The organism is Paenibacillus sp. J31R120 (assembly GCF_056269225.1).
In genome coordinates, this window is record NZ_JBWDNN010000002.1 from 810094 (window position 1) to 823677 (window position 13584).

Sequence of the window (13584 nt, forward strand, 5' to 3'; positions counted from 1 at the left end):
ACTCGCACAGGATTGTGTAGAGTGGGCGGGGGATTTTTTTGACCGCTTCAAACCGTTCTACTGTCCTTGCTCGTCTTGCTGTTCGGAAGCGAAAGCCTGGATGCTGTTTTGGCGGCGCTCATTTTTCTCCTGCAGGTTTTGTTTTTCTACAGTTGAAATTTCTTCAGCGTGCTCAGCCAAGTACTGGTTGGTTTCCTGCACGTTTTGCTCCGTGTTGTCGATATGCTGCTGCAGATGCTCTGCATTATCAGAGCGATTGTCCGGTTTTGCCATGTTCAATTCCTCCCATTCGTTTCAAAATCCTCCTTTAGAATGAACTGCAAACGCTGCTCTTATACGTAGATGGGCTGAAATTTAGTCTGATGCCATACGCACGGGCAAGAGATTCTGGATCTATTTGCTTGAATCCTTTTCGGTCATACATCCTACCTGTACAAAAGTATAGCTGCCTCAACTTCTTTGAAAATGGTAAAGTTGTCATTATTAGGTTAGATTTCTAGAGGGATGCTGCGCATCATTTTGCAGCAATAATATTTGCCATCACTCATAACGAACCTGACCAGACCACACGGAGAGGTTTGTTTTTATTTTCGGTTCGTTTAGCCGATTATATATTTAGAGGAATTTGGGTGTAACATTACGAACATAGAAGAAGAGGGATTTTATGACATAGGGCAAGGAGTCCATTTTCCTCAAAATAAACAGGCCGTTGCTTGATGTGTATAGTAACGATACCAAGGGTCACGCTGGAATTGCATTACTATCGATTGATCAGTTTGCTAGGATTGCCAAGAAGACCTTCGGGAATAGAAGTCGTTCGAATGAGGCGTCATCATTAATAAACAGGGGAGCAACTAACCATGAATTTTTTGGAGCAGCTTGCGTATGAATGGTATTCGTATTCGGGATATTTCGTCAGAAGCAATATTAAATATGATAAGCGTCCAAACGGAGGATATGGCGGGGAGATGGACGTGGTCGCGTTTGATTATAAATCCAATAAGCTGATTCATATAGAGGCTTCCATGGATGCCGATTCCAATGCGATACGCGTGGAGAGATTTACCCGGAAGTTTGCGATCCCGATTGAAAAATATAATCTTTATCTCCATACGGAAGTTTCAACGGTGGAACAAATTGCGATTGTCGGCACCGCCAAATCTACGATTGATTTCGGCAACGGCATCAGGCATGTGACCATTCCGAGTTTCCTGAACTACATCACCAGGGAGATAAAGGATATCGACCCGATGAAAGCCGAGATTTCGGAAGGCTATCCGATCCTGCGGGGCATCCAATTCTCGAATTATTATTTGTTTAGAGAATGATCTAAACGGAGCGAACAGGCCAACGATATAGAAATAACGAACAAACCCGCGACTCGGTTAAGCGAATCGCGGGTTTTAATATAGAACCCGATTTGGTTCTGCTTTTATACACATTCAGGTGCTGTGAATCGGTACCTTAGACCATCCCGTTTTTTCTCATAAAATAGTCCATCGCCTGCTGCAGCCATTGATCTTCCTCAGGAGTGAACGGCGAGGGCATCATCGCTTCCAGCTCCTTCAGCTGATCCTTATTAATCTCCGATAGCACCGTCAGATCCTGGACGTTATCGGTGCCAACATAATTCAAGCTGGTGTTCAGCTGTTCTTGCATGAGGGCCTGAACCTCCGGATCGTCGACCGGTCGGCCGAAGAGGCGTCTGACTTCATGAACAATGTCCACATATTGTTTATCGAGCTGCTCCTGCTCCTCGAGAGGTCTATCGAATAGTCCGTTGACCATACCAGACTCCAGAAATTGCTCCAGCCATTCACGCTGCTCATTTTCAGTCTGAATGCTTTGAATGATACTGATCATAATAGGGCTGTCGACTTCCTTTTTGTCCTCGAGCAAGGTCGTTGCCCTGGTAATGGCTTTGATGGCAGCATCGATCCGCTTGCGCCGGGCCTCCAGCGCTTCCTTCTGCGCGAGGAATGAGTCCAGCAAGCTGGTATCGAAGCGGGGATGCCGGAGCAGGGTTTGGATATCCTCCAGACTGTAGCCCAGAAATTTCATCGTTACGATTTTTTGCAGTATGACAATATCGTCATCTCCATAATGCCGATGTCCGCTATGCGGGTCTTTGCAGGCTTTCAGAAGCCCGATCTCGTCGTAATAGTGAAGTGTCCGAATCGATAGGCCTGTCAGCTTCGCAAACTCTCCAACCGTGTAGGGTTTGGATTGCTTGGTCATGTTCATCCGCCTTCCTTTATCGGGATTGTGGTATGAACCCATCATATCTCCTCACGTAACGGAAGGCGCAACCCTTTGGTTTACGGGGCGAGTCTTGCGTACGGAACGAAGCAGCCATAAGCAATAAACGGCGATAATCGCCAGCACGATATAGTCATACAGATGCGTGCTTGGTTCGTTTCCCGTCATGTTAATAAAATTATGCAAGCCATGAAAGAGAATCGTCAGCAGCACCGCTCTATGCTTCGCGACGAGCAGCGCCAGCATGAAGCCGATGCCGAATGCGTATACGATTTGGAGCAGCGTATCCTCCAGCGACTGGCCGCCAAGCGCTTGCAGCGCATGCGTAATGCCGAAGAATACACTGGAGATGATGACGGCGTATATAATGCCCTTATGCGCGAACACCCGCATCAGAATGCCGCGGAACAACGTTTCCTCCACGAATCCCACGAGCAGAAGTTGGGTAAGCAGAAGGTAGACGAAGGTTGAAGCTGGCGCTGCCGCAAAGCCGTTATTGGAAATGAGCAGCACAATCAGGATAAGCAAAAGGGGCGCGTAATCGAGCCACTGCCTTCCTTTGATTGCGGATATCCCGGTCAGGTAATAGGTCCGGGCGCGATTCTTGCGAATGAGAAAGAACAGCAGGAACAGGGCGAGCGGGATAAATCCAAGGAAAGGTGCGGCCGGATGCGTAAGCTCGGCAATGGACACATATGCGCTGCCGCCTGCGACAAAGATAATGAGAGCCAGCTCGATCCATAGCAGAATGAGATAAGGTCTTTTTGCGATAGGTGTTTCCGTACTGGTCAGTTGCATCAGAATTCCCTCTTTTCGATAAGTTGCTTGAGCCAATCCAGCTCCATACGGTAAAATTGCAGGCCGTAGTGCATGACGGACATGCGGTAATAATAATCGTCTTTGTTCGGTATTTGGGTCAGCTCCTGTGCGACGATCCGCTCGACGGCTTCAATGCGCGACAGCACCGCAGTTTGTTCATGCATGAATAGTCCAAGATTTCGCACCCGCGTATCCTGATCCAAATAATCATAGAAAAAAATCTTCACCAAATATTCGCGCCGGTTCGATTGCAGGGGCTCCCGCAGCCAGCTAAGGAAGCTCTGCCGCCCAGCCTCCGTTAATTCGTACAGCTTTTTGTTTTTGCTGTTGTTCGTTTCTTCCTCAGTCACCATGCCGCCTTCGACAAGCCGCTTCAGGGCGGGATATAAGCTTCCGTAGCTGATAGTAAAGTAGAGTCCGACGGTTTGCTCTGTCGTTTTCTTAATTTCGTAGCCGCTCATCTTGCCTTCCATTAACATGCCAAGGATCACTTGTTCAACCATAAAAGTCCTCCATATATCGTGATGATATATCAATTTGATATATTAAATATAATTCTTATGTTAAAGGATGTCAATCACAAATTTGAAAAATGGAAAGAACGCTCTTACGGAATGAGGGGTATGGTAAAATGTGCTGTAGCGGGACCACATACAAAACTATGGTGAATTGAGGGCAAAGGAGCGGTGAGATGAAGGGGCCAAATTTCAGTATTGAAGGCAAAATCGCCATTGTGACGGGGGCGAGCAAAGGAATCGGTTACGGGCTGGCGCAAGCGCTGGCGGCTGCCGGAGCAAAGGTGGCGGCGACAGCGCGCAAGAAAGAGGATCTGGCATCATTGATGGATGAGATCAAGGAAGCCGGAGGGGAAGCGGCGGCTTATGCGCTGGATGTGCGCAATGTGGCTCAAATCAAAGAGGTATTCGGAGAGATTGCCGCCGACTTCGGACGCATTGATATTTTGGTCAACAACGCAGGGCTTGGCGAAGGAATGCTGGCTGAGGATGTGACGGAGGAATATTGGGATGATATGCTCGACGTCAATCTGAAGGGCGTCTTCTTCTGCTGTCAGGCGGCGGGGAAATATATGCTGGAGCAAGGCTATGGCAAGATCGTCAACGTCAGCTCCCAGGTTAGTATCGTCGGTATTCCGGAAGGTGTGGCGTATTGCGCGTCAAAGGGCGGGGTGAATCAGCTAACCAAGGTGCTGGCACTGGAATGGTCGAGCCGGGGTGTCAATATTAACGCGGTTGGGCCGACATTCATCTATACGCCGGGAACAGCAGAGAGGCTCGATACCCCGGACTTCCGCGCGAATGTGCTCTCCCGTATTCCGGCTGGGCGCATCGGATCGATTGATGATGTGGCTGGCGCGGTTGTTTATCTTGCCTCACCTGCCGCAGATTTGGTAACAGGAACATTGCTGCTGGTAGACGGCGGCTGGACATCGCAATAGGAGGAGAACAACAATGGCAATGAAGCAACTTATGTTTGTTGAGATCGGAATGGGCATTGATCTGCATGGGCAAAATGTGACCAAAGCGGCGATTCGAGCCGTGCAGAATGCAATCCATCATAATTCCATGCCGGGCATTCGCACCGTCTTGCCTGACGGGGACTTGAACCGGATGAAAGTGAATGTTCGTCTGGCTGTGCCTGCCGATAAGGATAAGCTGGACCTTGAAGCAATAAAGGAGAAGCTGCCCTATGGTCTGGTTACGTTCGAAGTGGTAGACGGAGGCATGCTGACGACAAGCGGCATTGTGCTTCCAGACAAGCAAGATGCGAATGATCTGGCTTATGTCGTCATTGCCTCTGTAGAGGTAGGGTACTAGCGCTCAAGCAGTCTTACAATATTGTCATGCAACTGAAAGCTAGATCAATGGTTGTCATCTTCGTCTTCCTATAAGATAGACTCATAGGCCAAGGACAAAGGAGATGACAACATGGACAAGCGCACGGTAAGAAGTATTGCAATCCTATTGGGCTGCCTGTTAAGCATTGTCTTTACCGGTCGCAACAATACCCAGTTCGCACAGGAACAGCAGCAAGGCGCAGAAGGCGTTTTACTATAAATAAAGTAACTATAAGCAAGCCGGTCCGCCTTTGATGATGCGGACCGGCTTTTATTTGCTTTGAATCAGGCTATGTACTGGTGGAGGTGGCATTTGTCTTTATACCTTCGTCTCTCAGCGTTCGCAGCTCGTTTTTGCCGAAGAAGAGACCAGACACTGCAGGCAGATACCGGTGCGCGAACCATACTGCTGCCCATGAGCCAAGCAACGCCAGAAGGAACCCGCCTCCATACCAGAGATGCAGGCTCGTCTCCGATGCGCCGTCCGGGCGAAGCACGCGGTAAGCCGCAAGAATGAGAGGGTGGATCAAATAAATGCCGAATGACAACGAGCCAAGCTCCCTCAGCCTGGCCAGCCAGATGAGGTCCGGGTTGAACCGATTGAACAGCTTGGCGGCAGCCCACAGGAACAGAAGAGCGGACAGGATCGTATAGACATTCCACAGCAAGGTGTATACATAGAGCGGCCGGACGATCACAGCCATTCGAAGATCGAACCATACGCTGGCATGCCACAGTCCGGTGAATAGCCATACGAGACCGAAGGCAGCGATCACCCATCGGCGCATAGACGAGATGCGGCCTTGGTTGTCGACGCTCCACTGCTTAATCGCTGGATAGCGAATACCCCAATAGGCTCCCAACAGATAGAAGCTGATATAAGAAAAGGCCCAACTGCCTACGTTGGGAATAGGTATCCGCTCGTTCAAGCCGAAGAAGAGCCATTGTAGAAGCAGACCGAACGGAATGACCCACGGCAGTAACCTAGGCCATTTCTGAAGCAACCATAACGCAAACGGAAAGAGCAGATAGAATTGAATGCTGATAAACACAAAATAGAGATGGGAATACGCGGTTCCCGTTACGAGCTTGTGCGCAAAATCCAGCAAAAAGCTGGCAGGAAGATCAGCAGGAACTCGGGTAAAGTAGACTAATAGGTAGTAGATTGTCGAAAATACAAGATATGGTATAATGATGTGGATCCATCTCTTTTTGTAAAAGAGGAGAATCGTGTCCTTGGATAAGGGGCGATGGTAGTAGTTCAGAAACAGCACGAAGCTGCTGAGGAAGATAAAGACGGGCGTACCGAATTTCAGAAATATATTGATGAAGTTATAGACGGGATAGCTATTCGGGTAGGCGAGCATCTCGACGGTGGAGAAGGAAGTGGCGTGAACGGCAAGCACGCCGATAATCGCAATGGCGCGAACGAGGTCGATTTCGGATAATCGGCTTCCTTTCAGCTGAGCAACGATCGCACGTTCCATGACGGATTCTCCTAATCGATTAGTAGATTTCCCAGATTAACCTAGACCCATTATTGGATGAAAAGTCAACTTTAGTCAAGGGATAATATAGAAGGAGGCTTTATGCTGAGAAGAAACAAGAAAGTGACAGTGTCTGTCGCTGTGCTCGTCCTCTGCCTGCTGGCGGCAGCAGGGGCGGCGGGGTGGATGCTATACCAGAAGAAGACCGATACGAGTAATTCCAATCCCAGGCAAGCGCTGATTAAGGTGGAGTCGGCGGGGGAGCTTCAGCCTGCTTACGATGTCATTGTGGCGGGCACCGACCCGGAGGGGATTGTAGCAGCATTATCTGCTGCGCGTAGCGGCCTGTCCGTTCTGCTTGCAGACGGACGCGATCGGGATATACTGGGCGGGCTCATGACGATCGGCTGGCTCAATTCGCTTGATCTGAATTACTCGCCGGAGCAATCGAAGCTCTCTGACAAACATCATTTTCTGAACAAGGGCATCTTCCAGGAGTGGTATGACCAGATCGAGGGTACCTCGTTCGATACGCATACGGCAGCCAATGTCTTCTATCGGATGGTCTTGGCGGAGCCGAATATCGATCTGCTGATGAAGGTTCGCTCTATGGAGCCGATCGTGCTCAATTCCGGAGAGGCGAAGCGGGTAACCGGCCTAAATATCGTCACTGAAGAGGGAGACGCCAAGCAGATTGGAGCTGCGGCCGTGATTGATGCGACGCAGGATGGAGATATTGCGGCTGCGGCGGGCGTGCCTTATACGATCGGGCGAGCCGATGTCGGCAGACCGGAAGATCAGATGGCTGTTACGCTCGTCTTCCGACTGAGCGGGGTTACGCAGGAAGTATGGGATTCCTTCGCCACGATCGGCGACGGCACGGGCATCGACAAGATGAGCGCATGGGGCTTCAAGGCGGCACGGGATTACGTCTCGTCCAATCCGGATCGCGTAGGCATCCGGGCGCTTAACGTCGGCAGGGAGAACGATGAGACGGTGCTCATCAATGCGATGCATATTTTTGATATCGATCCGCTCGACCCTGCATCTGTACAAGAAGCGCTGGAGATCGGCAGCAAGGAAGCGCCGCTTATTACGGAGTATCTCCGCAAGACGTACAAGCAGCTGGAGAACATCGAGTTTGCCGGTACAGCGCCGGAGCTGTACGTTCGGGAGACGCGGCATATGCAGGGAGAATACCGGCTGACTGCCGTGGATGTGGTCGACAATCGGGATTTCTGGGACGCTATAGCCTACGGCTCTTATAAAGTGGACATTCAGCGGATTAACTCTGTCGACAGGGGAGCCATTATCGTAGCGCCCAAGCAGTACGGCGTTCCGTTCCGCTCGCTGGTCCCGCTGGAGGTGGACCAATTGCTCGTTGTAGGACGCGCAGCCAGCTTCGACAGCATCCCGCATGGCAGCGCACGCGTTATTCCGCTGGGCATGGCAACCGGTCAAGCAGCAGGCGCTGCAGCGAAGCTGGCGGCGGAGAGAAGCATGACCTTCCGCGAGCTGTCGAAGTCCGAGGAAGCGATCGCTGAGCTGCGCGGTCGGCTGACCGAGCAGGGGATGGACCTGACGCGTACGAGCTTCAAGGAGCCCGACTATATGAAGCATAAGCACTACAAGGGATTGCTCGCGGCGGTTAGCATGCTTCTCACATTCGGCGGCGACTTTAACGAAGCGTTCCAGCTTGACGCCGGGGCGATGGCCGGACATTTCTCCAATAGCATGATGATGGTGAAGACGGTTCATCCGGATTTCTTCAAGGGCAATCCGTATGCAGCGTTAGAGGGACTGGAGGAGCCGGGCCAGCTTCCGCTCACCTTGGATCAGCTGGCCTACGCGGCTGCCGTTACGGCGGGTGTGGAAGCAAGTCGCGAATCCGCGCTGGATGAATTGAAGAGGCGGGGCTGGCTGACGTCGGAGACGATCGAATCGATTGCCGACCAGAATAAGCTGACGAATGGGGAGACATTCTCACTCGTACGTGATCTTGTGCAGCATTATGTCGGAGTCGTATATGAATAAGAGAAGAGCCTTGGGCCTAGTTGGTCCAAGGCTTTTTATTATGCCGATGCGCATGTACGACGGCCCATGCTGCTCCTGAGTGCATGGGTTTGCTGGATGGCGTAAAGAGCAAGAGAGGATGAGTTGGTTTTCTCGCAATGGGATGGAAAGATTGGGATGCCCTATTTTCAGCAGATAAGGTTCTCATATAGCCCCAGGTTTGATATACTCAATGACGACAATGATAATCATTATCGTTTATTGGGGTGGTCTTTTTGAGTTCGACATTTGATTCGAAATGGGACATAGATGTAAGCCGATTAAACGTCAAGCTGAGGGCGGTAGAGCTGTTGACCGGGGCTACAGATGAGCTGATCAAGCAGCATCTGACTGTACACGGGACGTTCATCATACCGCTAGGCGGACATGGCAAGCTGAGACGAGAGCATGGCAGCGTGGAGCTGGAGCCGGATCATGTCTACGCATGCGCGCCGGAGAGTACCTTTGGCCTGGAGGCGGAAGAGAAGGGGGAACTCTCTGTCTGCTTGATCAGACTGGACATTGCGATGGCATGTGAGGAGCGCTCGCATCCGGATGCCGAACAGGATGAACAGCGCCTTGCCACAAGACTCTTCGAGCAATTGGACGGACGAATGATCGGTCCGCCAGGCCATGCCGCTGCGCTTAGCAGGTCGATTCTGGATCACTTTGCAAGCGGGGAAGCGATGAAGAGATGGCGGGCTCGTCTGGATTGTGAAGAATTATTGTACGAGCTGATCGCTACGGGCAGAAAGGATCGGCAGTCGGGCACACGGGGAGCGCTGGAGCGTGTACGGGCCTATATTGACGAGCATTACTACGAAGAAATTGTAATTGAGCGTCTAGCCGGGATTGCGGAGCTAAGTCCCAAATATTTTGTCGACATCTTCAAAAAAACGTATGCCGTGAGCGCGATGGATTATTTGGCGGGTGTACGAATTAACCGAGCCAAGATGCTGATGCTGCGTTCCGACCGGTTGCTCCGCGACATCGCGCATGAGGTCGGCTATGCGGATGAATTTTATTTTAGCCGCAAGTTCAAGCAAATTGCTGGTATGTCTCCATCTGCTTATATGAAGAAGCGCGGCCGCAAGGTTGCCGCATATGGTTCGACGTCGCTGACGGGATATCTGCTTGCGCTTGGCATCGTTCCATTCGCTGCGCCTCTTCATCTGAAGTGGAGCCGAGGTTATTACGACCGCTACGGAGCCGATATTCCCGTTCATCTGGATGCGTACCGCCAGAACCACTATAAGGAATCCAATATCGCCAAGCTGGAGAGCGCACGACCAGAGCTCATCGTAAGCAACTATAACCTGGAGCAGTGGGAGAAGGACAGGCTGTCCGCGATTGCACCTGTATTCGAGATGCCGGAGGACGGATTCGGCTGGCGCGAAAAGCTGATACGGTTGGCAGAATGGCTTGGCGAGGAGCAGGAGGCTCACAGATGGCTTCAGCAATTCGAGGAGAAATCATTGACTCTGCAGGCCTGCATAAGGGCTCAAGCCAAGCCTTACCCCTGTCAAGTGCTTACGCTGAAGCTGCTGAAGGATAAGCTCTATGTTCACAATAGCTTCTGTCTTCAGGATGCGTTGTATGACGAACTTGGATTGCAGCCTGCTGAATCAAGCTTAGAGCCCGAAGAGAATCAGCTGGTAACGCTGCAACAGCTGTCGAGATTGAAGGCGGACCTGGTGCTGCTGCTCGTCTGCCAGGAGTCGGAGACGCTGGAGCACTGGGCTGCCGTCAAGCAGTCCACAGAATGGATGTCGCTGCCGCATGTGGTTAACCGGAAGCTGCATCTGATTGAATCCGACCCATGGCGGGAATATAGCCCGCTTGCGATAGTGCGCATGCTGGAGGACATGGCTTCATTGCTAACAGGAAATCGTCCATAACGGAACAGGAAAATGTCCATGGCCATGAAAAAACTCTTCCACTATAATTGCTAATGATATTCATTATCAATTACGGAGGAGAAGAGAGGAGCAATACAGTACGATGAAAAAAGCGATATGGAGCATTCTGCTGATCGTAGCTATGGCGGCGATTATGACAGCATGCGGAGGTAATAAAGAGGGTAATGTGCCGGCGAACGGACAAGGGGGAGCTGCCCAGACAGACCAGAACGCGGCAGCAGGCAATAACGGAACGGGTGGCGAAGAGGCTGCCAAGGAAGCGGAGTCTGGCACTCAGAAGATAACGTATCTGGACCAGGAATATGAATTGCCGGCTAAGGTAGAGCGCATCGTCATTGCCGGTGCGGTAGAAGCGATGGAGGATTCCATCGTGCTGGATGTGAACCCGGTCGGTGCCAATAGCTTCTCTGGCGTATTCCCGCCGCTGTTCGAATCGATTACAAAAAATGCGGTTTCTGTTGGAGAGAAAACAGAGCCTAACTATGAAGCGATTCTGTCCCTGAAGCCGGATGTCATTCTCGGCTCGACGAAATTCCCTCCAGAAGCGGCAGAGAAGCTGTCGGCGATTGCACCGACAATCCTCTATTCCCACGTCTCGACGAATTGGGAAGCCAACCTGAAGCTGCTGGGCGAGCTTAGCGGCAAGCAAGAGCAGGCGGAAGCGGAGATTAGCAAATACAAAGCGGACCTTGAAGCGGCCAAGCTTGAAGTGGGCGATAGCCTGAAGGATAAGAAGGTTGTAGTTGTCCGTCTCCGCGGCGGTCAAATGTATGTGTACCCGGCGAATGTGTATTTCAACCCAATCTTGTATGAAGAGCTAGGTCTGACGGTTCCGGCTGAGATTGCGGCTGCGAAAGCGCAAGAAGCGCTGTCTGTCGAGAAATTTGCCGAGATGAATCCGGATTATCTGTTCCTTCAATTCTCACCGGATGAGAACAAAGATACGCCGAATGCGCTTGAAGAGCTGCAAGCCAACCCCATTATGAAGAGCGCTGCTGCATTCAAGAACGGCAAGGCTTTTGTCAACGTAATTGATCCGCTCGCACAAGGCGGTACGGCGTACAGCAAGATCGAGTTTTTGAAAGCTGCAGTTGAGAAACTGAAAAACTAAGACACTCTCCATCAAAAATCTATAAGGCGTTGTTATTATGCGACACAAACGTTCGCTGCCGGTTGTCATCCTCGTGATGGCGCCGGCAGCCGCTATATTCATGATCTGGTTATCCATATCATTCGGGGCAAAAAGCATCTCTGCGGAGATGGTATGGGATGCAGTCTTTCACTTTGATCCAGACAATGTCGATCATCAAATTATTCATGTATCCCGGTTACCGAGAGTGATCGGAGCTCTGCTTATTGGAGCATTTCTCGCGGTGTCGGGCGCTTTGATGCAAGGCATGACACGGAATTACTTGGCTTCGCCTGCTATTATGGGTGTCTCGGACGGTTCGGTGTTCCTGGTCACAATCGCCATGATTTTTGTGCCGAGCGGTGGGTCTGTAAGCTTAATTGCTTTCTCGATGATCGGCTCGGCGATTGGAGCGGGCATTGTCTTTGGTATCGCCTCGCTTATTCCAGGCGGAATGTCTCCTGTTAAGCTGGCTATATTGGGTACGATAATCGGAACCTTTTTGAGCGGGCTGTCGGCCGTCATGTCAAGCTACTTTCAAATTTCGCAGGGGCTTAGCTTCTGGTACAATGCCCGGCTCCATCAGATGGACCCGGAGCTGATCAAGCTGGCGATTCCGTTTGCGGTTGTCGGTCTGGCACTGGCGGTTGGCTTGTCCCGTTCGATTACAGTGATGTCGCTCGGAGATGACGTATCAGCCGGACTTGGGCAGCGAACGGTACTTGTCAAAGGACTTGCCATCTTATCGGTGGTCATCCTCACAGGTGTAGCCGTTGCGCTGGCAGGGAAGATTGCGTTCGTCGGTCTTATTATTCCGCATATTGCAAGATTCCTGACAGGCGTCGATTACCGCTGGATTATACCGGTATCGGGCGTGCTTGGCGCAATGTTCCTGGCGCTATGCGATGTCCTGTCCCGATTTATCAACCAGCCCTTCGAGACGCCGATCGGCGTAGTGACGGCGCTATTTGGTGTACCGTTCTTTCTCTATCTGATCAAGACGAGAGGGGGCGGCAAGCATGTTTGAGCGGCAATCGCCTGCAAGGTTCTGGCTCGTCGCGGCATCAACGGTCGCAATTATGGTGTTCGGGGCTTACTTGAGCCTTACGAACGGCATGTTCGACATGTCGGTTGCGGACGTGTTGAAGACGCTGCTGCGTATCGGGGAGTCTAGCCGGGAGCATGATCTGGTCATCTTTACGTTCAGGCTGCCCAGAATCGTTCTTGCAATTTTGGTAGGCTTTGCCCTTGGCATGGCCGGGTCAGTCATACAAGGTGTCATGCGCAACGGGCTGGCCGATCCCGGTATTCTAGGCATTAATGCGGGCGCGGGCATGGCCGTGGTGCTGTTCATGTTCTTTTTCCAAGGCACGGTCAATGCAACAGGTTGGGCTGCAGTTATGATGATGCCTATGTTCGGATTGATAGGCGGTCTTCTAGCGACCACACTAATCTATATGTTCGCCCGGGAACAGGGCAGGCTGGACCCGCAACGGTTCATTCTGGTCGGCATCGCTATTGCATCAGGGTTCGGTGCGATTACGATGTACGTATCGCTCAAGATGAATCCGAATGATTTTGAGATGGCCACCGTATGGCTGGCAGGCAGCATCTACAGCGCGAATTGGAAGTTCGTCGCAACTATGCTGCCTTGGCTTATCCTGATTCCGCCTGTTCTGTGGTGGAGAGCGCGAACGCTTGATATGCTCCAGCTAGGCGAATATAATGCAACTGGCCTCGGCGTTCCTGTCGAGCGGGAGAAGAATGTGCTGCTTGCTTGCAGTATCGGTCTGGTCAGCGCAAGCGTTGCAGTATCGGGCAGCGTCGGTTTTGTAGGCTTGATCGCGCCTCATATCGCCAGACGTCTGGTCGGCTTGCGGCATCGTTCTATCGTTCCAATCAGCGGGCTGATCGGAGCGGCTATGGTGGTTGTCGGCGACTTTATCGGAAAGACGGTATTCGCTCCTGCCGAGCTTGCGGTCGGTATCGTCATCTCGGTGATCGGGGTGCCGTATTTTGTCTACTTGTTAATCCGATCAAGGAGCTAGAGAGAAAAGGAGAGGA

The 13584-nt window shown here is 51.5% G+C and carries 14 protein-coding genes; 9 read left to right on the forward strand and 5 right to left on the reverse strand.

Annotation, left to right across the window (positions count from 1 at the left end):
• Positions 1 to 57 precede the first annotated feature (57 nt).
• Entirely contained in the window at positions 58 to 273 is a 216-nt protein-coding gene (tlp, locus tag AC0YNW_RS10180) for a small acid-soluble spore protein Tlp (RefSeq protein ID WP_387469847.1), read from the reverse strand.
• A 587-nt stretch (positions 274 to 860) separates the two neighbouring features.
• On the opposite strand from tlp, the gene AC0YNW_RS10185 reads away from it, so the two are divergent.
• Positions 861 to 1328, forward strand: coding sequence for a hypothetical protein (locus tag AC0YNW_RS10185; RefSeq protein ID WP_387469845.1), 468 nt, complete (start codon positions 861 to 863; stop codon positions 1326 to 1328).
• 136 nt (positions 1329 to 1464) lie between these two features.
• Here the strand turns inward: AC0YNW_RS10185 and AC0YNW_RS10190 are convergent, their stop codons facing one another.
• The 3 genes from AC0YNW_RS10190 to AC0YNW_RS10200 are packed head-to-tail and all read right to left on the reverse strand — an operon-like array spanning position 1465 to position 3581.
• Positions 1465 to 2238, reverse strand: a complete 774-nt coding sequence (locus AC0YNW_RS10190; protein WP_475831847.1) for a MerR family transcriptional regulator — start codon at positions 2236 to 2238, stop codon at positions 1465 to 1467.
• Positions 2239 to 2289: 51 nt separating this feature from the next.
• Positions 2290 to 3057, reverse strand: a complete 768-nt coding sequence (locus AC0YNW_RS10195) for a lysostaphin resistance A-like protein (protein ID WP_475831848.1) — start codon at positions 3055 to 3057, stop codon at positions 2290 to 2292.
• Complete coding sequence (locus AC0YNW_RS10200) at positions 3057 to 3581, reverse strand: PadR family transcriptional regulator (protein ID WP_475831849.1); 525 nt, start codon at positions 3579 to 3581, stop codon at positions 3057 to 3059. Before AC0YNW_RS10200 ends, AC0YNW_RS10195 begins: the two co-directional genes overlap by 1 nt.
• A 188-nt stretch (positions 3582 to 3769) precedes the next feature.
• Between AC0YNW_RS10200 and AC0YNW_RS10205 the strand changes: the two genes are divergently transcribed.
• The 3 genes from AC0YNW_RS10205 to AC0YNW_RS10215 all read left to right on the forward strand — a co-directional run bounded on the left by AC0YNW_RS10205 (position 3770) and on the right by AC0YNW_RS10215 (position 5153).
• Positions 3770 to 4534 (forward strand): SDR family NAD(P)-dependent oxidoreductase, encoded by a 765-nt coding sequence (locus tag AC0YNW_RS10205; RefSeq protein ID WP_475831850.1) that lies wholly within the window; start codon positions 3770 to 3772, stop codon positions 4532 to 4534.
• A 19-nt stretch (positions 4535 to 4553) separates the two neighbouring features.
• Positions 4554 to 4913 (forward strand): Lin0512 family protein, encoded by a 360-nt coding sequence (locus AC0YNW_RS10210; RefSeq protein ID WP_475832204.1) that lies wholly within the window; start codon positions 4554 to 4556, stop codon positions 4911 to 4913.
• A gap of 111 nt (positions 4914 to 5024) precedes the next feature.
• Positions 5025 to 5153 carry a hypothetical protein gene (locus AC0YNW_RS10215; RefSeq protein WP_475831851.1) on the forward strand — a complete coding sequence of 43 codons (129 nt, stop codon included), beginning with the start codon at positions 5025 to 5027 and terminating at the stop codon, positions 5151 to 5153.
• 70 nt (positions 5154 to 5223) lie between these two features.
• On the opposite strand, the gene AC0YNW_RS10220 is transcribed toward AC0YNW_RS10215, so the two are convergent.
• Positions 5224 to 6420, reverse strand: a complete 1197-nt coding sequence (locus AC0YNW_RS10220; RefSeq protein ID WP_475831852.1) for an acyltransferase — start codon at positions 6418 to 6420, stop codon at positions 5224 to 5226.
• A 102-nt stretch (positions 6421 to 6522) separates the two neighbouring features.
• Here AC0YNW_RS10220 and AC0YNW_RS10225 point away from each other — a divergent pair, with 102 nt between their 5' ends.
• From AC0YNW_RS10225 to AC0YNW_RS10245, 5 genes are all read left to right on the forward strand, one after another.
• Positions 6523 to 8454 carry an FAD-dependent oxidoreductase gene (locus AC0YNW_RS10225; protein WP_475831853.1) on the forward strand — a complete coding sequence of 644 codons (1932 nt, stop codon included), beginning with the start codon at positions 6523 to 6525 and terminating at the stop codon, positions 8452 to 8454.
• Between the two features lie 254 nt (positions 8455 to 8708).
• Positions 8709 to 10370 (forward strand): helix-turn-helix domain-containing protein, encoded by a 1662-nt coding sequence (locus AC0YNW_RS10230; protein WP_475831854.1) that lies wholly within the window; start codon positions 8709 to 8711, stop codon positions 10368 to 10370.
• Between the two features lie 103 nt (positions 10371 to 10473).
• Positions 10474 to 11502 carry an ABC transporter substrate-binding protein gene (locus AC0YNW_RS10235; RefSeq protein ID WP_475831855.1) on the forward strand — a complete coding sequence of 343 codons (1029 nt, stop codon included), beginning with the start codon at positions 10474 to 10476 and terminating at the stop codon, positions 11500 to 11502.
• A gap of 37 nt (positions 11503 to 11539) precedes the next feature.
• On the forward strand, positions 11540 to 12547 hold the full coding sequence (locus AC0YNW_RS10240; protein WP_475831856.1) for a FecCD family ABC transporter permease: 1008 nt from the start codon (positions 11540 to 11542) through the stop codon (positions 12545 to 12547).
• The gene (locus tag AC0YNW_RS10245) at positions 12540 to 13568 is read left to right on the forward strand and encodes a FecCD family ABC transporter permease (RefSeq protein ID WP_475831857.1); all 1029 of its coding nucleotides are present in this window, start codon (positions 12540 to 12542) and stop codon (positions 13566 to 13568) included. The genes AC0YNW_RS10240 and AC0YNW_RS10245 overlap by 8 nt, the downstream gene beginning before the upstream one ends.
• The last annotated feature ends 16 nt before the right edge of the window (positions 13569 to 13584 follow it).

Excerpts from the sequence above, each read along its gene's own strand:
- tlp (WP_387469847.1), bottom strand. The coding sequence starts at position 273 with ATGGCAAAACCGGACAATCGCTCTGATAATGCAGAGCATCTGCAGCAG.
- AC0YNW_RS10185 (WP_387469845.1), top strand. The coding sequence starts at position 861 with ATGAATTTTTTGGAGCAGCTTGCGTATGAATGGTATTCGTATTCGGGA.
- AC0YNW_RS10190 (WP_475831847.1), bottom strand. The coding sequence starts at position 2,238 with ATGACCAAGCAATCCAAACCCTACACGGTTGGAGAGTTTGCGAAGCTG.
- AC0YNW_RS10195 (WP_475831848.1), bottom strand. The coding sequence starts at position 3,057 with ATGCAACTGACCAGTACGGAAACACCTATCGCAAAAAGACCTTATCTC.
- AC0YNW_RS10200 (WP_475831849.1), bottom strand. The coding sequence starts at position 3,581 with ATGGTTGAACAAGTGATCCTTGGCATGTTAATGGAAGGCAAGATGAGC.
- AC0YNW_RS10205 (WP_475831850.1), top strand. The coding sequence starts at position 3,770 with ATGAAGGGGCCAAATTTCAGTATTGAAGGCAAAATCGCCATTGTGACG.
- AC0YNW_RS10210 (WP_475832204.1), top strand. The coding sequence starts at position 4,554 with ATGAAGCAACTTATGTTTGTTGAGATCGGAATGGGCATTGATCTGCAT.
- AC0YNW_RS10215 (WP_475831851.1), top strand. The coding sequence starts at position 5,025 with ATGGACAAGCGCACGGTAAGAAGTATTGCAATCCTATTGGGCTGCCTG.
- AC0YNW_RS10220 (WP_475831852.1), bottom strand. The coding sequence starts at position 6,420 with ATGGAACGTGCGATCGTTGCTCAGCTGAAAGGAAGCCGATTATCCGAA.
- AC0YNW_RS10225 (WP_475831853.1), top strand. The coding sequence starts at position 6,523 with ATGCTGAGAAGAAACAAGAAAGTGACAGTGTCTGTCGCTGTGCTCGTC.
- AC0YNW_RS10235 (WP_475831855.1), top strand. The coding sequence starts at position 10,474 with ATGAAAAAAGCGATATGGAGCATTCTGCTGATCGTAGCTATGGCGGCG.
- AC0YNW_RS10240 (WP_475831856.1), top strand. The coding sequence starts at position 11,540 with ATGCGACACAAACGTTCGCTGCCGGTTGTCATCCTCGTGATGGCGCCG.
- AC0YNW_RS10245 (WP_475831857.1), top strand. The coding sequence starts at position 12,540 with ATGTTTGAGCGGCAATCGCCTGCAAGGTTCTGGCTCGTCGCGGCATCA.